21 protein-coding genes are annotated in these 20118 nt (G+C 69.5%); 9 read left to right on the top strand and 12 right to left on the bottom strand.

Annotated features, from left to right (window positions below; genetic code table 11):
- Nucleotides 1-3 precede the first annotated feature (3 nt).
- Nucleotides 4-459, top strand: coding sequence for a Fe-S cluster assembly sulfur transfer protein SufU (gene sufU / locus AB0436_RS00635; RefSeq protein ID WP_366465439.1), 456 nt, complete (start codon nt 4-6; stop codon nt 457-459).
- Nucleotides 456-794, top strand: coding sequence for a metal-sulfur cluster assembly factor (locus AB0436_RS00630; protein ID WP_366465438.1), 339 nt, complete (start codon nt 456-458; stop codon nt 792-794). The genes sufU and AB0436_RS00630 overlap by 4 nt, the downstream gene beginning before the upstream one ends.
- 92 nt (nt 795-886) lie before the next feature.
- Here the strand turns inward: AB0436_RS00630 and AB0436_RS00625 are convergent, their stop codons facing one another.
- Nucleotides 887-1972 carry a hypothetical protein gene (locus AB0436_RS00625; RefSeq protein WP_366465437.1) on the bottom strand — a complete coding sequence of 362 codons (1086 nt, stop codon included), beginning with the start codon at nt 1970-1972 and terminating at the stop codon, nt 887-889.
- 79 nt (nt 1973-2051) lie between these two features.
- Between AB0436_RS00625 and AB0436_RS00620 the strand changes: the two genes are divergently transcribed.
- Genes AB0436_RS00620 through dapD form a run of 3 tightly spaced genes read left to right on the top strand, consistent with a single transcriptional unit; the run spans nt 2052 to nt 3976 of the window.
- Nucleotides 2052-2372, top strand: coding sequence for a multidrug efflux SMR transporter (locus AB0436_RS00620; RefSeq protein WP_366465436.1), 321 nt, complete (start codon nt 2052-2054; stop codon nt 2370-2372).
- Nucleotides 2372-2917: a TetR family transcriptional regulator gene (locus tag AB0436_RS00615; protein WP_366465435.1), complete on the top strand. Its 546-nt coding sequence runs from the start codon at nt 2372-2374 to the stop codon at nt 2915-2917. Before AB0436_RS00620 ends, AB0436_RS00615 begins: the two co-directional genes overlap by 1 nt.
- Nucleotides 2918-2977: 60 nt before the next feature.
- Nucleotides 2978-3976: a 2,3,4,5-tetrahydropyridine-2,6-dicarboxylate N-succinyltransferase gene (dapD, locus tag AB0436_RS00610; RefSeq protein WP_366465434.1), complete on the top strand. Its 999-nt coding sequence runs from the start codon at nt 2978-2980 to the stop codon at nt 3974-3976.
- A gap of 45 nt (nt 3977-4021) precedes the next feature.
- Here the strand turns inward: dapD and dapA are convergent, their stop codons facing one another.
- From dapA to AB0436_RS00595, 3 genes are all read right to left on the bottom strand, one after another.
- Nucleotides 4022-4927 (bottom strand): 4-hydroxy-tetrahydrodipicolinate synthase, encoded by a 906-nt coding sequence (gene dapA, locus AB0436_RS00605; protein ID WP_366465433.1) that lies wholly within the window; start codon nt 4925-4927, stop codon nt 4022-4024.
- A 37-nt stretch (nt 4928-4964) separates the two neighbouring features.
- Nucleotides 4965-5825: a signal peptidase I gene (lepB, locus tag AB0436_RS00600; RefSeq protein ID WP_366466099.1), complete on the bottom strand. Its 861-nt coding sequence runs from the start codon at nt 5823-5825 to the stop codon at nt 4965-4967.
- 165 nt (nt 5826-5990) lie between these two features.
- Entirely contained in the window at nt 5991-7832 is a 1842-nt protein-coding gene (locus tag AB0436_RS00595) for an endonuclease/exonuclease/phosphatase family protein (RefSeq protein ID WP_366465432.1), read from the bottom strand.
- A 212-nt stretch (nt 7833-8044) separates the two neighbouring features.
- Between AB0436_RS00595 and AB0436_RS00590 the strand changes: the two genes are divergently transcribed.
- Nucleotides 8045-9496, top strand: a complete 1452-nt coding sequence (locus AB0436_RS00590) for a hypothetical protein (protein WP_366465431.1) — start codon at nt 8045-8047, stop codon at nt 9494-9496.
- Nucleotides 9497-9538: 42 nt separating this feature from the next.
- On the opposite strand, the gene AB0436_RS00585 is transcribed toward AB0436_RS00590, so the two are convergent.
- Complete coding sequence (locus AB0436_RS00585) at nt 9539-10306, bottom strand: SDR family oxidoreductase (protein WP_366465430.1); 768 nt, start codon at nt 10304-10306, stop codon at nt 9539-9541.
- A 107-nt stretch (nt 10307-10413) separates the two neighbouring features.
- On the opposite strand from AB0436_RS00585, the gene AB0436_RS00580 reads away from it, so the two are divergent.
- Both AB0436_RS00580 and AB0436_RS00575 read left to right on the top strand, forming a co-directional pair.
- Nucleotides 10414-11871: an alkaline phosphatase PhoX gene (locus AB0436_RS00580; RefSeq protein WP_366465429.1), complete on the top strand. Its 1458-nt coding sequence runs from the start codon at nt 10414-10416 to the stop codon at nt 11869-11871.
- A gap of 108 nt (nt 11872-11979) precedes the next feature.
- Complete coding sequence (locus AB0436_RS00575; protein ID WP_365855754.1) at nt 11980-12210, top strand: CarD family transcriptional regulator; 231 nt, start codon at nt 11980-11982, stop codon at nt 12208-12210.
- Nucleotides 12211-12329: 119 nt separating this feature from the next.
- Here the strand turns inward: AB0436_RS00575 and AB0436_RS00570 are convergent, their stop codons facing one another.
- Together AB0436_RS00570 and AB0436_RS00565 are read right to left on the bottom strand one after the other, a co-directional pair.
- Entirely contained in the window at nt 12330-12485 is a 156-nt protein-coding gene (locus AB0436_RS00570) for a hypothetical protein (RefSeq protein ID WP_365855756.1), read from the bottom strand.
- A gap of 188 nt (nt 12486-12673) precedes the next feature.
- On the bottom strand, nt 12674-13270 hold the full coding sequence (locus AB0436_RS00565; RefSeq protein WP_366465428.1) for a helix-turn-helix domain-containing protein: 597 nt from the start codon (nt 13268-13270) through the stop codon (nt 12674-12676).
- 88 nt (nt 13271-13358) lie between these two features.
- Here AB0436_RS00565 and AB0436_RS00560 point away from each other — a divergent pair, with 88 nt between their 5' ends.
- Nucleotides 13359-14570, top strand: coding sequence for a pyridoxal phosphate-dependent aminotransferase (locus tag AB0436_RS00560; protein ID WP_366465427.1), 1212 nt, complete (start codon nt 13359-13361; stop codon nt 14568-14570).
- Nucleotides 14571-14577: 7 nt separating this feature from the next.
- On the opposite strand, the gene AB0436_RS00555 is transcribed toward AB0436_RS00560, so the two are convergent.
- The 5 genes from AB0436_RS00555 to AB0436_RS00535 form a co-directional block, all read right to left on the bottom strand.
- Nucleotides 14578-15810 (bottom strand): TerD family protein, encoded by a 1233-nt coding sequence (locus AB0436_RS00555; protein WP_366465426.1) that lies wholly within the window; start codon nt 15808-15810, stop codon nt 14578-14580.
- A gap of 98 nt (nt 15811-15908) precedes the next feature.
- Entirely contained in the window at nt 15909-16907 is a 999-nt protein-coding gene (locus AB0436_RS00550; protein WP_366465425.1) for a zinc-dependent alcohol dehydrogenase family protein, read from the bottom strand.
- Complete coding sequence (locus AB0436_RS00545) at nt 16904-17812, bottom strand: carbohydrate ABC transporter permease (protein WP_366465424.1); 909 nt, start codon at nt 17810-17812, stop codon at nt 16904-16906. Before AB0436_RS00545 ends, AB0436_RS00550 begins: the two co-directional genes overlap by 4 nt.
- Nucleotides 17809-18744 carry a sugar ABC transporter permease gene (locus tag AB0436_RS00540; RefSeq protein WP_366465423.1) on the bottom strand — a complete coding sequence of 312 codons (936 nt, stop codon included), beginning with the start codon at nt 18742-18744 and terminating at the stop codon, nt 17809-17811. Before AB0436_RS00540 ends, AB0436_RS00545 begins: the two co-directional genes overlap by 4 nt.
- Nucleotides 18741-20111, bottom strand: coding sequence for a sugar ABC transporter substrate-binding protein (locus tag AB0436_RS00535; protein WP_366465422.1), 1371 nt, complete (start codon nt 20109-20111; stop codon nt 18741-18743). Before AB0436_RS00535 ends, AB0436_RS00540 begins: the two co-directional genes overlap by 4 nt.
- Between the last annotated feature and the right edge of the window lie 7 nt (nt 20112-20118).

Genomic DNA, 20118 nt, shown 5'->3' with positions numbered 1-20118 from the left:
ATCGTGAAGCTGGATTCGATGTACCAGGAAGTGATCCTGGACCATTACAAGCACCCGCACGGGCGCGGTCTTCGTGACGGCGACGCCGAGGTGCACCATGTCAACCCGACGTGCGGCGACGAGATCACGCTGCGCGTGAAGTACGAAGGCGACCGCATCGCCGATGTGTCGTACGAGGGCCAGGGCTGCTCCATCAGCCAGGCCAGCGCCTCCGTGCTGAACGAACTGCTGGTCGGCAAGGTGCTGGCGGACGCGCAGAAGATCCAGGCCACCTTCCTGGAGCTGATGCAGTCGAAGGGACAGATCGAACCGGACGACGCGATGGAAGAGGTGCTGGAGGACGCGGTCGCGTTCGCCGGTGTCTCGAAGTACCCGGCGCGCGTGAAGTGTGCGCTGCTGAGCTGGATGGCGTGGAAGGAAGCGACGGCCCAGGCGCTGTCCGAAGGGAACACCGTATGAGCGAGAACGAGACCGCCACGATGAAGCCGGCCTCCGAGGAGGAGGTCCGGGAAGCGCTGTACGACGTGGTCGACCCCGAGCTCGGGATCGATGTCGTCAATCTCGGCCTGATCTACGGCATTCACATCGACGAGTCCAACGTCGCCACCCTCGACATGACCCTGACGTCGGCGGCCTGTCCGCTGACCGATGTCATCGAGGACCAGGCGAAATCGGCCACCGACGGCATCGTCAGCGAACTCAGGATCAACTGGGTCTGGATGCCGCCGTGGGGACCGGACAAGATCACTGATGACGGCCGGGAGCAGCTGCGCGCGCTCGGCTTCAACGTCTGATCCGCCCCGGACCTCTCATCGGTCCTTCGCGGAACGGCCACGGTGCACCGCACCGTGGCCGTTCGCCGTACCGCGCGCCCGCGGGGCCACCGTCAGGCGGTGACGTCCCGGGTGGCCGCCTCGGCGAGCACGGGGCCCAGATCCTCCGTGCGCATCCGCCGGTCGACGTAGAGCAGTCCGGTCACCAGCTGCGGGAAGGTGGCCGAGACGATCTGGCTGAGCGTCTGGCCCAGCAGCGCGAACGCCAGATAACCCGCCGCTTCGGCGAAGACCTGCGCGGGAGTGGGATCGTTGTGGGCGGTCACGCTCAGCGGCAGGCTGCTGAACATCCCCAGCATGCTGAACGGAACCTGGATGAGATATCCGGCTATCCCACCGATCGCCAGGCCCAGCAGCGTCACCCCGAACGTCCGCCACCAGGCGCCCCGCACCAGCGCGGCCGACCGGCGCAGTGCGCCGACCGGGCCCTGGTGCTCGAACACCACAGTGGCCGGAGCCAGGGTGAAAAGCACCCACAGCCAGGCGGCCGCCGGGACGAGCGCGAGCACACCGAGCACACCGGCCACGATGGCCGGCGCCGGGCTGTCCTGGTTGACGGACCACACGATGATCGCCGCCGCGGCGCCGCCGATCACCAGCAGCGGGATCATCACGATCAGGCCGCTCAGGAACACCGTGCCGATCACCGAGGGCACCCGGGACCACGCCTTCCGCCAGACCGCACCGAAGGTCGTCGCCCTGCCCAGGACGGCCTCCTGCAGGACCGTTGCGCAGGTCGCGTAGATCATCGCGCCGCTGACCATGAGCAGCAGCACGGCGCCGACCACGACTCCGAGGAAGGAGAAAACCAGCGGTGCCGCCAGATGCCAGCTGACGTCATCTCCCTCAGGGGCGTCGACAATGGTGTGGATCCGGTCCGACAGCACGGCATACAGCACCGCCAGCGCCACCCCCACCAGCACCGCGGCGCCGCCGTAGAGGGTCGCCGCTATGCCGAGCAGTTGCTTCCAGTACCGCCCCACCGTGGCCAAGGCCCCGCTGAGAATGTCACTGACCTGCAAAGGCCGCAGCGGTATCACCCCCGGCCTGGGAGCCTGCGGGGGTATCCAGCCCCAGCCGGGCGCTCCTCCGTACGGCGCGCCACCATAGCCGCCGCCCCACCCCGAATCCTGTGCCACGCTCACTCCGTCGTTGTCGCTGCCATTTTCCTACCGGACGGCACACCGTAACCGCTCCCCGATGTGTACGGTCGTACGCATGCCCTATGTACTGCTCGCCGCAGCCATCGCGGCAGAGGTCGGCGGAACCACCGCGATGAAGTACAGCGCCGGTTTCAGCAGGCTGTGGCCCTCACTGGCGACGGTGATCGGCTATGTGCTGGCCTTCGTGCTGCTGGCGCAGGTGCTGAAGTCGTTGTCGGTGGGCACGGCTTATGCGATCTGGGCGGGCGTCGGCACCGCCGCGATCGCGATCATCGGAATGGTCTTCCTGGGCGAGGCGGCGAGCGCGGCCAGGCTCGCCGGGATCGGTCTGGTCATCGCCGGTGTCGTGCTGCTCAACCTCGGCGGGTCCCACTGATGGTGCGCCGCTACGACCCCGAGCGCCGCGGGCGCATCATCGACGCCGCGATCCGAGTGGTCGGTGAGAAGGGCATCGCCGGGCTGAGCCACCGCTCCGTCGCGGCCGAGGCCGATGTGCCGCTCGGCTCGACCACCTACCACTTCGCGACCCTCGACGAGCTGCTGGTCGCAGCGCTTCGGCAGATCAACGGCGAGCCGCAGACCGCCCTTGAGGGCTGGGTGCGGGTCCTCGAAGGGCGGGAGGAGCCGCTCGCCGACCGACTCACCGGGCTGCTCGCACGGTTCGCCGCGGGCGACCGGAGCCGGATCCGGCTGGAGTACGAGCTCTATCTCGCCGCCCTCCGCCGCGAAGCGCTGCGGCCGGTCGCCGCGCAGTGGCTCGACGGGCTGGTGGAGGCCGTCCGGGTCCATGTCGGGGGAGACCCGGCGGTGGCCCGGGCGCTGGTCGCCCTGATCGACGGACTGCTCATTCAGCTGCTGCTGACCGAGCGGTCATTCGACGCCGCCGAGGTGCGCGGGATGCTCGCCCGGGTGATCGGCTGACCACCTGCCGGATCTGAGACGGGTTGGGCGGTGCGGGGCCCGGCCGGTTAGGTTTTGGTCATGACCGACACGCTTTCGCAGAGTTCCCCCCGCTCCACCGGCGCCGTGGCCGCCGGACTCGCCACCGTCACCGCCGACGGCACCGTCCTCGACACCTGGTTCCCCGCCCCCAGGCTCACCGCCGAGCCCGGTCCCGCAGGCACCGAGCGGCTCTCCGCCGAGCGCGCCGGGGAACTGCTGGGCGAGGCCGCGCCCAAGGCGCTGGGTCCGGACCGCCGCCGCGGAGTCGAGGTCGTCGCCGTCCGCACGGTCATCGCCTCGCTCGACGACAAGGCGCTGGACGCACACGACATCTATCTCCGCCTGCATCTGCTCTCGCACCGGCTGGTGCAGCCGCACGGCCAGAACCTCGACGGCATGTTCGGACTGCTCTCCAACGTCGCGTGGACCTCGCTCGGCCCGGTCGCGGTGGACGACATCGAGAAGGTGCGGCTCAACGCCCGTGCCGAGGGCCTGCACCTCCAGGTGACCTCGATCGACAAGTTCCCGCGGATGACGGACTACGTGGCGCCCAAGGGCGTACGGATCGCCGACGCCGACCGGGTCCGGCTCGGCGCGCACCTCGCCGAAGGCACCACCGTCATGCACGAGGGCTTCGTCAACTTCAACGCGGGCACCCTGGGCACCTCCATGGTCGAGGGCCGGGTCTCGGCCGGCGTGGTGATCGGCGACGGCTCCGACATCGGCGGCGGCGCCTCCACCATGGGCACTCTGTCCGGCGGCGGCAACGTCCGCATCAGCATCGGCGAGCGCTGCCTGATCGGCGCCGAGGCCGGTGTCGGGATCTCGCTGGGCGACGAGTGCGTCATCGAGGCCGGGCTCTACGTCACGGCGGGCACCCGGGTGACGATGCCCGACGGGCAGATCGTCAAGGCCCGTGAGGTCTCCGGCGCCTCCAACATCCTCTTCCGCCGCAATTCGGTGACCGGCAAGGTCGAGGCCCGCCCGAACAATGCGGTGTGGGGCGGGCTCAACGAGGTGCTGCACAGCCACAACTGAGACCGAGCGGCGGGTGAAGGCGCCTCACGAGTGCCTCACCAGCGCCTACGAAGCGTCTCGCGAGGCGCCGAGCAGCTCCTGGTACGCCGTGCGCAGCCCGTCGACCGCCTCGCGGCCGGCGGGCCGCAGCGGTTCCCGGACCGGTCCCGCCGGCAGCCCGGCCGCACCGAGCAGCGCCTTAGCGGTCACTGTGCCGGGCAGGCCGGAAGCCATCATCAACTCCACCAGCGGAAGGTTGAGTTGATTCAGCCGGGCGGCCTCCGCCGGATCCCGGCGGTCGAACGCGTCGAGCACCCCGCGCAGCTGCCGCGGCGCCACATTGGCCACCGTACTGACGAAGCCCGCCCCGCCCACCGCGTACAGCGGCAGGTTCAGTTCCTCGCAGCCCGAGTAGTAGGCGAGTTCGGTGCACGAGATGACCCGGGTCGAACCCAGCAGGTCGTAGGCGCAGTCCTTCACGGCCACGATGCGCGGATGTTCCGCCAGCCGCAGCAGGGAGTCGGTGCCGATGCGGGTGCCGGTACGGCCCGGGATGTCGTACAGCATGACCGGCAGCGCCGTGGCGTCGGCGGCGGTACGGAAATGTGCCTCGACGGCGTCCTGCGGCGGGCGGCTGTAGTAGGGCGTCACCACCAGCAGACCGTCCGCCCCGGCGCCTTCGGCCGCTCGGGCCAGTTCGACGGTGTGCCGGGTGGACGCGCTGCCCACCCCGGCCACGATGTGCGCCCGGCCGCCGACCGTCTCCGCCACGGCCCGCACCAGGGCGGTCTTCTCCGCGTCGCTGGTGGTCGGCGACTCACCGGTGGTGCCGCTCAGCACGAGGCCGTCGCAGCCCGCGTCGACCAGTTGGGACGCGAGCCGCCGGGCACCCGGCAGGTCGAGCTCACCGGTCGGCGTGAAGGGGGTGATCATGGCGCAGAGGGCCCGCCCGAAGGGGCGTGAGAGGGTCATGGCGCCAGTGTCGGCCCAGCGGAAGCTGAAGGTCTACTTAGTTCTTCTCCGAGGGAGCCGCAAGCAAAGCTGAACGGTGGGCCTGGCTGAGCGAGCGTTTCCGCCTCCGCCACAGCACCAGCGGCGCGGCGCCCATCAGGCCGGCCGCTCCGGGTGCGGCAGCGCCCACCGCGTTGATGTCCGACTGGCCGAAGGTGGCCGGAACCGGCAGATTGTTCAGGCGGTCGAGCGGCCAGGCGACCGCGATCGCGCGTCCCACCACGTCCTTCACCGGCACCGCGCCGCCGCCCGGCTTGTCCTGGTGGTAGCGGGAATCGGCCGAGAACTGCCGGTGGTCGCCCATCACCCAGATGCGGCCGCTCGGCACAGTGATCTTGAACTGGCCGGCGCTGTCCGTGCTGCACGGGGTGTTGCCGGGGAACACGTACGGCTCGTCGAGCGCCTTGCCGTTGACTTTCAGCGGGCCCGTGCCCTTGCACTCCACCGTGTCGCCGGCCACCCCGATGACCCGTTTGATCAGATCCTTCTCGTCGGCGGACGGCATCAGCCCGACCGCGCTGAGCGCCGTCTGGAGCGCGCTGGGTTTCGGGGTCGGCTCGTCCGCCAGCCAGCCGTCCGGGTCGTGGAAGACCACTACCTCGCCGCGCTCCGGTTTCGAGCCGAACCAGGGGGTCAGTTTGTCGACCAGGACCCGGTCGCCGATCTTCAGCGTGTTCTCCATCGAGCCCGACGGGATCGAGAAGGCCTGGAGCAGGAACGTCTTGATCAGCAGCGCCAGTACCAGCGCGATGACGATCAGCAGCGGCAGTTCCTTCCAGAAGGAGCGCTGCTGCTTCCGCTGTCCGTCCGGGGGTGCGGCGTCCGGCGCATCGCTCTCCTGGTCCGATTCAGTGCCGATCGTCACATCTCCACCCCTGCTTCATCCGGTAGCCGGCTCACTCCTCCCCGATCTTCGCATGCGACGCGTATCCGCAGCGTATGCAGAGCGAGGTGTCCCGGGGCGAGTGTGCGAGGCCCGGGCGAGGGCGTGCGGTGCCCCCTGCCCGGACCCGGCCGGAGCCGGTTACGGCCGGAAGCGGAGCACGCTGGGGTCGTGGTCGCTGTTCTGGTCGGCGAATTCGGCGTTGATGTGCACGATGTCCAGCTGGTAGTGCTTGATGGTCGGACTCACCAGGATCTGGTCCAGGATCTGCGAGTTGCCCTGGTAGACGTACGAGTACCGCTCGCTCACCGGCAGCGAGTAGGCCGTCGCCTCCAGGGCCCGCCCGGCGGTGAGCAGTTTCGCGGTGTCGGAGAACTCGAAGTCGTTCAGATCGCCGAGCACCACCACCTCGGCGTTCTTCTGTGCCGCATGGATCTTCTTCACGAAGGTGTTCACCACCGCGGCCTGCTGGTGACGGGCTGTCTCCGAGCTGCGGGTCGGCGGCTGGAACTGCGAATCCAGGCCCTGGTCGCCGCCCTTCGACGAGAAGTGGTTGGCGATCACGAAGACCTTCCTGCCGCGGAAGGTGAACTCGCCGGCCAGCGGCTTGCGGCTGTTCTTCCACGCCGCGTTGGCCGGGTCGATGCGACCGGGGGAGTAGGTGAGAGCCGCCTTGCCGTGCTTCGACTCGACGTCGGTGGCCGTGGTGGCGGTGCCGCCCGAGCGGTCGATGAAGTCCGCCCGGTCCGGGTTGTAGAGGAAGCCCTGGCGAATGTTGCCGCCGGGTTCTCCGCCGTCCGCGAGGTCCACCGGGTCGATGGAGCGCCACTCGTAGCGCGGGCCGCCGGCCGCGACGATGGCGTCGATGAACTTGCCGACCGTCACATCGGCGGACACCACGCCGTCCTTCTTGGCGCCGTCGTTGTCCTGGACCTCTTCGATGGCGACGATGTCCGGCGATGCCAGGTGGTCGACGATCCCGGCGGCGAGCTTGTCGAACTTGCTCTGCGGGTCGGTCGGGTCCAGGTTCTCCACGTTGTAGGTGGCGACCGCCAGTTCGCTCCGCTTCTGCTTGCGGGTGACCTCGGGAGTCGTACCGCCCGCCGTCACGGTGCCCAGCTCGCGTGCAGCCACGGTGTACGTCCCCGCGTACTGGTTGTAGTCCAGCGGGCCCTCGGTGGTGCCGGTCAGGGAGTCGCCGACATCGGCCACCGGGAAGGGCTGTTGGGCGATCGGCACCAGCGACTGGACCATCAACCGGCCGGTGTTCTGCGAGGTGTACGAGTTGTACAGGGTGCCGCCGCGCGGAGTCGGGCGCTCGTCCGGCTTCACGGTCACCCAGAGCTCGCTGTAGGGGTCGGTCGCCCCGGTGATCCGTGAGGTGCCGATCCGCACGTTCATGCCCTCCAGCGACTCGTAGTAGTCGAGGGCGTACTTATTCGGCTGCAGCGGCAGGCCGTTGATGCTGCCGCCGGCCGCCGGATCGCCCGCCGGGGCGAAGGTGCCGGGGACCGAGCGGGAACTGATGACCGTCGCGGCGGGTATCGGATTGCCCGACGAGGTGAGGGTCACGGCAGGCTTGTTGATCTCGGTGATCGACTGGTTGCCGGAAGAGGCGCCGCCCGGCACGTACTCGCTGACGGTGCCGGACACCGAGACCGCGTCGCCCACGGTGACGGTCGGCGTGGAGCCGGTGAAGACGAAGACGCCCTCGCTGGTCGCGGGGTCGGCGTCCGGCCGGGGATCCTGGAACCAGAAGCCCTTCGACCCGTACGTGCGGACGCCGGTCACCACGCCGGTGACGCCGGCCACCGGTTGGCCCGCGAGCGGCGATATCCGGGTCGAGCCCTGGATGTCGTGAATGCGAACCTCGGTCGCGCTCGCCGACGAGGTGCCGACGAGCAGACCCGCGGCGAGCGCGGCCGTGACGACGGCTGCGACCGCGGTCGATCTGGTGAGGCTGAGGGAAGGAACGGCAGGCATCACAGGACTCCGGGAGGTGAGGGTGGAGCGGAGCGGCGGTCTACGTTCTACGCGCGTCAATCTCTTGCCTGGGCACCGGAGTTGTCAAGGGTTCACAGGTGGACGAAACCTGACGGGTACATGAACCGGGCTGCATGGGTGGAAATGCGTCTACGCTGGGGCGCGCCCGATCCGTACGCCCGTCACCAGACCCGTAACGAGGAGAACCACCGATGTCCGGAGACCGCCCCACCATGCCGCCGGTGCGGCTGAACTCCGACGCGGAACTTGCTCGTGACGCGCTGGCCGCCCCGCTCTTCGCCCGCGCGGTGCGGCTCGCCCGCTGGGCCGGTCCCGGCACCCGGGTCGGTGCGGGCGGCGAGCTGACGGATGAGCAACTGCCGCTGGCCGCCGCCGAACTCGGCCTGCCGGCGGACGGGGACGGCGCGGCCGGGGCGAGCGAGGCCTGGCGGCTTGCCGTGGACACCGGACTCGTCGATGTGGAAGATGCCGACGAGGAGGACGGCGAGGGTACGGCGTCGCCCGGCGAGCAGGTGCAGCTGATCACGTCCGGCAGCCCGCAGGAGATCCTCGCCCTCTGGCTGGACGGTCTGGAGAGCGTGTATGCCGATGCCACCGGGCCGCAGTTCGACGACTTCGCCGATCTGGTGGGCGAGGACGGCGAGGTCGACTTCGCCAAACTGGAGTGGGACCCGGAGACGGAGGCGGAGTTCCTCGACGGTGTACTGGGCAATCTCTATCTGCTGAGCGTGTCGGAGACCGGTTCCGCCGACGGGCCCGTCCCGCTGCCCGCACTCGCCGCATCGATGATCGTCCCCGACGACATGGGGGAGCCCAGTGACGACGCGCTCGAGCAGGTGTCCGAGGCGATGATGCGCCTGGACGACCAGTTCCGTCTTCTGGAACCCATCGGCCTGGTCGAGTACTGGCCGGTTGACGAGGCGCTGATGGCGGAGGAGACCGAGGGCGCCGTTGAGCCGGTCGCCCCGGTCGACGAGGAGGACGTCGCGCGCTACGGAATGGTCCGGCTCACTCCGCTCGGTCTTTACGGCGTCCGGGCGCGGATGCTGGACGCCGGCGTCGAGGCCCCGGCCGTCGGCGACCTCGCCGGGAAGGACGCGAGCGCCCTGCTCGGCGCTCTTGCCCACTTCCCGGCGGCAGCGGCCCGCGCGGAGACCGTGCTCTGGCTGGCGGACCGCGAACCGGCGGCTGCGGCAAAGGAGTTGCTGTCCGCGGCGCGTGGCGCCGACCGGGGCGCGCCACTGCGGCGGCTGCACTGTCAGCAGGCCCTCTCGCTGGTCACCGACGAGGCCGCGGACCACGAGGTGCGCGCCGTACTCGACGACCCGGAACTCGGCGGTCTCGCCCGGGTCCGGCTCGCGGAACGCGGCGCGGCCGATGTGCCGCCGCCGCCCGAGGCCATGGTGTTCTGGCTGGCCATCGACACACTGGCCGCCCAGCTGGAAGCGGACGGTGAGGACGAGGAGTTGCAGGCGCTCGTCGAAGGGCTCACCGGACAGTACACCGGCTTCTTCGACGCCGCCTGGCGGGTGGACCACCCCGCCACCGCGGACGTGCTCGAGGCGATGGGACGGCTGCACCCGGACAAGAAGGCCGCGAAGGACGCCCGCAAGGCGGCCTTCAAGGCGCGGTCACGCGCCTGACCCGGTGGCCTGACCGCGCGGGCCTGCTCCTCGGCGCCTCTCTCAGGTGCGCAGGTACGAAGCGCCGTTGAGGTCGAGCACCGTGCCCGACGACCACTCGGCGAGGGGCGACGCCAGCCAGAGCACCGCTGCGGCGATCTCATCGGGCGACGCCACCCTGCCGAACGGCGACTGAGCCCGGATCGCCTCGCCCTCCGCACCGCTCAGCCGGTCCGCCACCCGCTCGGTCTCGAAGAAGCCGGGCGCGACCGAAGCCACTCCGATCCCGTACGGGGCGAGCGAGACCGCGAGCGACTGGCCCAGCGCGTGCACCGCGGCCTTGGTCGCGCCGTACGCGGGGTGGTCGGGCTCGCCGCGAAACGCGCCCCGCGAACCGATGTTGACGATCCGGCCACCGGTGCCGCCGTCGATCATGCGGCGTCCCGCGAGGTGGCTGAGGTGGGCCGTGGCGAGCAGGTTGACGGCGACATGCTGCTGCCACACGGCCACCCACTCCTCGTACGGCGTCTCGGGCAGCGGATGGCGCTCGTTCACCGCCGCGTTGTTCACCAGCACGTCGATGCCGCCCAGCCCGTCGGCGGCGCTCCCGGCGACGGCGGCCGCCCCCGCCGGATCCGAGAGGTCACCGCCCACCAGCACATGGCCGCTGCCGGCGAGTGATTCCAGGGTCCGCAGCGCGTCTGATGCACGGGATCCGTAATGCACCGCGACCCGGTCGCCGTTGGCCGCGAAGGCCTGTGCCATGGCGCGTCCGAGACCGCGGGAGGCGCCGGTGATGAGGACGCGCCGGCCGGTTGTCGGGAATTGCATGGGGAAAAGCCTCTCGAAGTAGTGCGTCGTTCAACTGCCGTTTATACGCGGACGGGACGGTGAGCCCGAAACGACTCAGCCGTCCGTGTTACGTCAGGAGACTCGCGATGCCGCTCAGCCGCAGGGAATTCACCGGACAGTCCGTGATCACCGGTGCGGGAGTGGCCCTGGCCGGGACCGTCGGGGCCCTGGCCACCGCCCCCGGAGCGCTCGCCGCCACCGAACCCTCCGGGGCCGCAGGCCACGGCCACGGGCACAACAGCCACCCGGCGGAGCCGGGGTACGGCGCTCTGGTGGCCGACCCGCAGGGCCTGCTCGCGCTGCCGGCGGGCTTCTCGTACCGCGTCATCACCCGTACCGGAGTGACCTCGCTCGACTCGGGCGAGACCACCCCGTCGAACCACGACGGGACGGCCGCCTTCGCGGGGCCGCGCGGTACCACCCTGCTGGTCAACAACCACGAGCTGGGCGGTGCCCGCTCGAAGCTTCCGCACCCGGTGCCGCACCTCGAGGGGCTGGTCTACGACCCCGCCGCGGGCGGCGGCTGCACGGTCGTCGAGGTGCACCGCAGCGGCGAGGTCGCCGAGTGGGTCGGTATCGCCGGCACATCCACCAACTGCGCGGGCGGCAGTACCCCGTGGGGCACCTGGCTCACCTGCGAGGAGACCGAGGACAAGGCCGGCGCCAACGGCATGACCAAGGACCACGGCTACGTCTTCGAGGTGGACCCGCAGGACCGCAGGGCCAATCAGCAGCCGCAGCCGGTCAAGGCCCTGGGCCGCTTCGCCCATGAGGCCGTGGTGGTCGACCCCGGCAGCGGTCGGCTCTACCTGACCGAGGACGCCGCGGGCCCGAACGGGCTGCTCTACCGCTGGACCCCGCCGGCCCGTGGATTCCGGCACGGTCGCGGGCAACTGCGCCGCCTCGCCGACACGGCGGGTGAGCTGCAGGCCACGAAGTGCTACGACCGGAACGGCGCGTTCGTCGACGACCTGTCGCGCGCCACCCGGATCGGTACGGTCTACGGCGTCGACTGGGTGGACGTGCCGGACCGCGACGCGAAGACGGTGTCGGCGCGCAAGCAGTTCGCCGACGGTGCGGTCACCCGCGCCCGGAAGCTGGAGGGCATGTGGTGGGCGGACGGCGGCGCCTACATCGTGTTGTCGTACGCCCGCGACGAGAGCCCCGTCCAGCACGACGGACAGGTGTGGTTCTACGACCCCCGGCGGCGGACGCTGACCCTGAAGGTGCTGCTGGGCGTGAACCGCGCCCCTGCCGAGGACGGCGCCTTCGACGGCCCCGACAACATCACCGTCTCGCCGTACGGCGGCCTGGTGATCGCCGAGGACGGCGAAGGGGTCCAGCACCTCTTCGGCGCCACCGACAGCGGGCGTACGTACCCGATCGCCCGGAACGAGCTCAATATCGGCACCGCACAGGAACCGCAGTACAGCGAGTTCACCGGTGTCACGTTCTCGCCCGACGGCCGGACGCTGTACGCGAACATCCAGACGCCGGGCATCATGCTCGCCATCACCGGCCCCTGGAAGCGTCAGAACCGCTGATCCCACCACGCCGCACCGCTGTCTCCACGGCCCGGAATCCGGTGGCCGGAGGCCGGGCAGCGGGACAGACATGGCGTGAGGGGGGCTCGCGGGCGCATACTGGCAGCAATGACTAAGTCAGCCGGATCCCGGCGCCACCTGCCCTCCAGTCCCTTCAACCGCCCGGCTCAAGCTGCCGCACCGATCGAGATCTTCGATGTGGGAGACCGGGTTTCGCATGACCAGTTCGGACTCGGAAGAGTCGTCGGCATCGAGGGCGACAATGACGCCGTGCTCATCGACTTCTCCGGGCGTCAGGGGAGGATTCTCAGCCCTTACGCCAAGCTGACCAAGCTCTGAGCCCGGCCAGGACCGGTCAGGCACGGGCGAATACGGCATGAGGTGACCCGGTGGGATGCCGGGTCACTTTCCGTATGTCGTCATTACCCCGACGGAGGGGCGCCGGCGTGCCGGGTCGGCTAGGCCGCCGGCTCGATCCGGTCCTGGATCGCGGCGGCCCACTCCGTGAGCAGCACCTCGTAATCCTCGGAGGGCCACTCGGCACCCGTCGCCTGGGCATCGACGAACCGGCGGATGGCGTCGTTGGCCTCGGAGGCGGAAGATGTGGTGGACATGTGAACAAGGCTAAGGCCTGCCACTGACAGTTAACCCTCATCTGCGCGTGGTATCAGTCACGTGCTGGACGAGCAACCATGTCGCCGGTCACATGTAGCGGTTACACCCGCAGGTCAGAGGAGGGAACGCGGCGCTGCCGCAGGCGAGTTCGGCCATGCCGACCGCCGTCTTCAGGGTGCGACGCTGCTCACACGGGTGGATCCAGCAGGACCGATCCCCGGCTGATGCCTTCCTTCAGGGAGAGGCTGCCGTCACTGATAGCGATACAGGTGTCGGCATCCAGAGTGAGCGTGGCCGCGGGCCGGTCGGCGGGGCCGTCACCGTACAGCGGTTCGCCGCCGTCGGTCCGCACATGGAAGACGCCTTCGTCCAGACGGACCTCGATCACCCCCGCGCCCAGGTCGCCGAGGCGCCTTGCCAGCGGAATGGCGAACCAGTGCGCCCGGACCGCGTCCGTGGGCCGGCGCTCGGCCAGCGCCGGTGCGCCCCAGTCGGCCAGCGCGGCGAGGACCGGCAGCAGCTCGCGGCCGCGTGCGCTGAGCTCGTACACGAACACCGCGCCCGGCGGTGGCAGTCTGCGCCGGGTGGTCAGGCCGTCGCGCTCCATGTCCTTGAGCCGGGAGGCGAGCACGTCCGTACTGACGCCGGGCAGGTCGGCGTGCAGGTCCGTGTAGCGGCGCGGACCTGCCAGGAGCTCTCGCACGATCAGCAGGGTCCACCGGTCCCCCACGGCATCGAGGGCGCGGGCCGCGGGGCAGTACTGGTCGTAGCTTCGGCGGGGCATGGGACGCAGTCTAGACAACAAGTTGGACTTTCCAAGCTGACACTTGGTAAAACCAAGTGACGTAAGTGAGACCTGGGAGGGCCACGGCATGGAGTTCCGCCAGTCCAACAAGCTGAGCGAGGTCTGCTACGAGATCCGGGGCCCGGTGATCGAGCAGGCGAACGCGCTGGAAGAAGCAGGTCACAGTGTGCTGCGCCTGAACACCGGCAACCCGGCCCTCTTCGGTTTCGAGGCCCCGGAGGAGATCGTCCAGGACATGATCCGGATGCTGCCCCGGGCGCACGGCTACACCGATTCGCGGGGCGTGCTCTCCGCACGGCGTGCCGTTGTCCAGCGCTACCAGGACCTGGGACTCACCGATGTCACGGTCGACGACGTCTTTCTCGGAAACGGCGTCTCCGAGCTGATCTCGATGGCGATGCAGGCGCTGATCGAGGACGGCGACGAGGTCCTGATCCCGGCCCCGGACTTCCCGCTCTGGACCGCGGTGACCACGCTGGCCGGCGGCAGGGCGGTGCACTACATCTGTGACGAGTCGGCGGACTGGAACCCCGACCTCGAGGACATGGCGGCCAGGATCACCGACCGGACCAAGGCCATGGTGATCATCAATCCCAACAATCCGACCGGCGCGGTCTACCCCCGGGAGATCGTCGAGGGCATGCTCGATCTGGCCCGCCGCCACGGTCTGATGGTCTTCGCCGATGAGATCTACGACCAGATCCTCTACGACGACGCGGTCCATCACAGCGCGGCGTCCCTCGCACCCGACCTGGTCGTCCTGACCTTCTGCGGTCTGTCGAAGACCTACCGGGTGGCCGGTTTCCGGTCGGGCTGGCTGGTCGTCACCGGCCCGAAGCAGCACGCCAAGAGCTACCTGGAGGGCCTGACGATGCTGGCCTCCATGCGGCTGTGCGCCAACGCCCCGGCGCAGTACGCCATTCAGGCGGCGCTCGGCGGACGTCAGTCCATCGGCGAACTGACCGCGCCGGGCGGCCGTCTGCACGACCAGCGTGACCGGGCGTGGCAGAAGCTCAACGAGATCCCGGGCGTCTCGTGCGTGAAGCCGAAGGGCGCGCTGTATGCCTTCCCGCGGCTGGACCCCAAGGTCCACAAGATCCAGGACGACGAGAAATTCGTCCTGGACCTGCTGCTCCGGGAAAAGATCCAGGTCGTGCAGGGCACCGGCTTCAACTGGCCCCGCCCCGACCACTTCCGGATCCTGACCCTGCCGTACGCCGACGACCTCGACGCGGCGATCAGCCGCATCGGCCGCTTCCTGAGCGGCTACCGTCAGTGACGGCTGGTCAGAGCGCCTGGGCTCCCGGCTTGACCATGCCGCGGACCGTGCGGGACTTCACGAAGTCGCCCACCGCCGTCATCTCCCACTCCCCGGAGAACTGCTTGATCAGCTTGGCCATCAGCACACCGGTCTGCGGCTCGGCGCCCGTCAGATCGAAGCGGACCAGTTCCTCGCCGCTGGCCGCGTCGATCAGCCGGCAGTAGGCCTTGGCCACCTCGGTGAACTTCTGGCCGGTGAACGAGTTGACCGTGAAGACCAGGCCGGTCGCCTCTGCGGGGATCCGGCCGAGGTCGACCACGATGACCTCGTCGTCGCCCGCGCCCTCGCCGGTGAGGTTGTCACCGGAGTGCTTGATCGCGCCGTTCAGGATGGACAGCTTGCCGAAGTAGCAGCTGTCGATGTGGTTGCGCTGCGGGCCGTAGGCGATGACCGAGGCGTCGAGGTCGATGTCCTTGCCACGGAAGGCCGGCTCCCAGCCGAGACCCATCTTCACCTGCGAGAGCAGCGGCTTACCTGCCTTGACCAGCGACACCGTCTGGTTCTTCTGCAGATTGACCCGGCCCTTGTCGAGGTTGATCCGGCCGGTCGCGGCCGGTGCGGCGGGTTCCGGCGCGGCCGGGGGCGTGGTGGCGGCCGGCGTCGGTGCGGCGACCCGCGGGTCGGCGGCCGGCGCCGGGGGTGCCTGCGGCATGGGCGGGAGGGTCGTGGCGGCCGGCGTCGGCGCTGCGGCGGCCGGTTCCTCCACCGAGACGCCGAAGTCCGTCGCGATACCGGCCAGCCCGTTCGCATAGCCCTGTCCCACCGCACGGATCTTCCAGGCGCCGTTGCGGAGATAGATCTCCACGATCACCAGCGCGGTCTCGGTGCCCAGCCGGGGCGGGGTGAAGGAGGCCAGCGGGGCGCCGTCCCGGGCGTTGCGGACGGTGGCGGTGGGCTCGATGCCCTGGAAGGTCTGTCCGGCCGCGTCGGGGCTCGCGGTGACCACGATCTTCTCGATACCCGCCGGGACCGCCGCTGTGTCCACCACGATCGCGTCCGGCGCGGAACCGCCACCGGACCGGTGGGTGACACCGGGACCGGACGGCTGGTTGTAGAAGATGAAGTCGTCGTCGGAGCGCACCTTGCCGTCTGCGGTGAGCAGCAGGCCCGACACGTCGAGCCGCACCGGGGCGGTGACGTCCACCGCGACATGGGTGGTCGGGAGCGGGATGTTCGAGCCAGGGGTCATTGCGGTCATGTCCGGAGCAACGAGCGGAGACCCTGTGCAGTTCCGCGAATTCTTTGCAGTTCCTTGAATCTTTTTCGGACTTTTCCGGCGTGCCCCGCAGTGACCGCTCAGCTCCCGGGCAGTACCACGATCTTCCGGCCCAGGCCCGCCCTGAAGCGGTCCAGCGCGTCCGGGTAGCTCGCCAGCGGCAACCGGTCGCTGATGAAGATCTCCGGATCCAGAGCCCCGGCGGCGAACAGTTCGGCGGCCCGCTCGTAGCTGTGCAGCACCGCCATCGAGCCGGTGATGGTGATCTCCTGGTTGTAGATGCGGTACGGGTCGATGGTGGCCCGGGTCGCGTAGTCGGCGACGCCGAACTGCAGGTAGGTGCCGGCCTTCGCGACCCGGCCCAGGCCGTCCTGGATGGCTGCCGCGTTTCCGGTGGCGTCGATGACGACGTCCCAGCCCTGCGGTGCCCGGCCCAGCTCGTCGGCGGCACCGGCCGCGCTGCTGCAGCCGAGTCCCCGGGCGGTGGTCAGCCGCTCCTCGTTGATGTCGACGACGTCGACGCTCGCCGCGCCGGTCCGCTTGGCCAGCTCCAGCATCATCAGGCCCATCGTCCCCGAGCCGTAGATCAGCACATGGGACCCGAGCCTGCTGTTCAGCACGTCGTAGCCGCGCACCGCGCAGGACAGCGGTTCGATCAGTGCCGCGTCCTCGGTCCTGACCTGGTCGGGCAGCTTGACGCAGTTGGCCGCGGGCGCCACCGCGTACTCGGCGGCACCACCCGCCGTGGTCACCCCGATCGCCGCCCACTTCTCGCACATGTTGTTGTGGCCGATGCGGCAGTAGCGGCACTCGAAGCAGTACAGCGACGGGTCGACGGCCACCCGGTCCCCGGCCGCCAGCGAGGTGACCTCGCTGCCCAGCGCGACGACCCGGCCGGCGAACTCGTGGCCGGGCACCACCGGCAGGGTGGGGGCGAACTCGCCCTGCAGGATGTGCAGATCGGTGCCGCACAGTCCGCAGGCGGCCACCTCGACGACCACCTCCCGCGGTCCGGGGGTGGGGTCGGGCACCTCCCCGTACACGACCTTGCCGACGGATTCGATGATGGCGGCCTTCATTTCACGGCTCCCAGCGAAAGGCCCTGGACCAGTTTGTCCTGGGCGGCGAACCCTGCGGCGAGTACCGGCAGGGAGATGACGAGCGACGCGGCGCACACCTTCGCCAGGAACAGGCCCTGGCTGGTGATGAAGCCGGTCAGGAAGACCGGCGCGGTCTGCGCGACCACCCCGGTCAGCACCCGGGCGAAGAGCAGCTCGTTCCAGCTGAAGATGAAGCAGATCAGCGCGGTGGCCGCGATACCGGGCGCCGAGATCGGGGCGACGATCCGGGTCAGGATCACCGGCAGCCGGGCGCCGTCGACCCGCGCGGCCTCGATGATGGCCACCGGCACCTCGGCGAGGAAGGACTGCATCATCCATACCGCGATCGGCAGGTTCATCGAGGTGTAGAGGATGACCAGCAGCCAGATGTTGTCGAGCATCCCGGTGTTTCTGGCGAAGAGGTAGATCGGCAGCAGCCCGGCCACCACCGGCAGCATCTTGGTGGAGAGGAAGAAGAACAGGACGTCGGTCCATTTCTTCACCGGCCGGATGGACAGTGCGTACGCGGCCGGCATCGCAAGCAGCAGCACGAACAGCGTGGAAGCGACCGAGGCCACCGCCGAATTGATCAGTGCGGGCCAGGGACTGGCACCGCCGCCCGCGCCGAAGAAGTCGCGGTAGCCGTCGAGGGTGAGTGAGGCGGCCAGCGACGGCGGGTTGGTGGCCGCGTCCGCCTCCGCGTGGAAGGAGGTGAGCGCCATCCAGGCGATGGGGAGGAAGAAGAGGATCCCGGCGAGCCAGGCGACGAGACCGAGCGCCGCGCCCTTACCGCGAGGGGGACGCCGGGTGCCGGCCGACGGGCCGGGCGGTGGGCCGGCGGTGGCGCCGACCGGTGTGCCGGTGGATGTGTCGAGGGACGTCATGCCCGGGATGCCTCCTCGTTGAAGAGGGACGAGACCACGCGGAGCGCGAAGGTCGCGATGATGATCGTGCCGATGACCACCAGCACACCTGCGGCGGAGGCCAGTCCGTTCTCATGTGCCTGGTAGAAGGCCTGGTAGACGGTGTACGGAAGGTTCGCGGTGCCCAGGCCACCCGAGGTGATGGTGAAGACCGCGTCGAAGTTCTGCACGATGTAGATCGAGCCGAGCAGCGCACCGAGTTCGAGGTAGCGCCGCAGATGCGGCAGGGTCAGGTGGCGGAAGATCTGCCAGCTGCCCGCCCCGTCGATCCGGGCCGCCTCGATCAGTTCCGGCGAGCGGCTCTGCAGTCCGGCCAGCAGGATCAGCATCATGAACGGCGTCCACTGCCAGATGAGCGATGCCTCCACCGCGAGCAGCGGGGTGTTGGACACCCAGTCCGGCTGTGGTGCGCCGTCGCCGCCGATCCAGTGCAGCACGCCGTTGAACAGCCCGTACTCCGGGTTGTAGAGGACGTGCTTCCAGAGCAGCGCCGCGGCCACCGGTACCAGCAGGAAGGGGGCGATCAGCAGCGTACGGACGAAGCCGCGGCCCTTGAAGCGGCGGTCCAGCAGCAGCGCCAGGACAAGACCGAGCACCAGACTGACGAGCACCACCGCCACGGTGAGCAGCACGGTGGTGTACACCGACTTGCGCAGCGCCGGATCGGTGAGGACATCGGAGTAGTTGGCGAATCCGGTGAAGCGCCGTGCGTCGGGGTAGAGCGCGTTCCAGTTGAAGAAGGAGATCACCACCGTCGCCACGAAGGGCAGTTGGGTGACGGCGATCATGAAGATCAGGGCGGGGAGCAGCGGAGCCCGGGTGACCCAGGCGCGCAGTCGGCCGTGGGCCGGTGGCGCGAGGGCGGGCAGGGTCGGAGCGGCGGTTGCAGTCATCGTCCCTCGTACTCCTTCGCGATCTTCGAGGCGAGCCGCTGAGACGCCTTGATGGCCGAATCCACCGACTGGCGCCCGGCGATGGCGGCACTGATCTCCTGGGAGACCTTGGTGCCGAGGTCGGTGAACTCGGGAATGCCGACGAACTGAATGCCGGGCGCGGGCCTCGGCTGCACCCCGGGATTGTTCGGCCTGGCGCTCTTGATGGCGTTGAGGGTGGTGTCCGCGAAGGCCGCGGAGGCCTTGCGGTAGGAGGGGTCGGCGTAGGTGGAGGCGCGTTTGCCGGCAGGGGCGTCGGACCAGCCCGTCTCCTTGCCGACGAGCTCCTCGTACTCCTTGCTGGAAGCCCAGGAGATGAACTTCCAGGCCTTGTCCGGGTTGCGGGACGTCTTCTGGATGCCCCAGGCCCAGGTGTAGAGCCAGCCGGAACTGGTGGTCTTCTCCACCGGCGCCGGGGCGTAGCCGATCTTGCCCTTGACCGGGGACGAGGCCGATTCCAGTGATCCCGCGGCGGACGTGGCGTCGTACCACATCGCGGTCTTGGACTGGGTGAGGTCGTTGAGGCACTCGGCGAAACCGGACTGGGCGGCGCCCGACTCGCCGTGCTTGCGGACCAGCTGGACATAGAAGTCCACGGCCTGCTTGAAGGCGGGGGAGTCCAGCCGGGCCTTCCAGTCCTTGTCGAACCAGGTGCCGCCGAAGGTGTTGACGACCGTGGTCAGCGGTGCGATCAGCTCCCCCCAGCCGGGCAGACCGCGCAGACAGATGCCCTTCATGCCGGGCTTCGCGCCGTCGGCCCTCGCGGCGAGGTCGGCGACCTGCTGCCAGGTGGGATGCGCGGGCATGGTCAGGTGCTTCTGCGCGAAGACGTCCTTGCGGTACATCAGGAAGGAGGACTCGCCGTAGAACGGCTCGCCGTAGAGCTTCTCGTCGTCGCCGGTGAGGGACTGGCGCAGCGCGGGCAGGATGTCCTGCTGATCGAAAGCCTTGTCCCGGTCCGCGTACGTCCCCAGTTCGTGCAGCCAGCCGTTCCTGGCGTAGATGGGTATCTCGTAGTTGCTCAGGGTCGCGACGTCGTACTGCCCCGCCTGGTTGGCGAAGTCCTGACTGATCTTGTCGCGGACGTCGTTCTCGGGGAGAACGGTGAAGTTCACCTTGATGCCGGTCTCCCGGGTGAAGTGCGCGGCGGTGAGCTTCTGCAACTCCGTCATCTGCGGGTTGTTGACCATCAGTACGTTGATCGAGTTCCCGCCCGATCCGGTTCCTCCGGCGCCGGCCCAACAGCCGGACAACAGGCTGGTGAGCAGGGCGCCGGCGGTGGCCTGGACGAGCACGGTGCGCGTCCTGCGCCGGCTCTGACTTCGCATGGATTGC

It is taken from the genome of Streptomyces sp. NPDC051322, assembly GCF_040689485.1.
Classification (GTDB): Bacteria; Actinomycetota; Actinomycetes; order Streptomycetales; family Streptomycetaceae; genus Streptomyces.
Note: the sequence above shows the minus strand (reverse complement) of the source record. Positions and strands in the feature narration are given on the sequence as shown.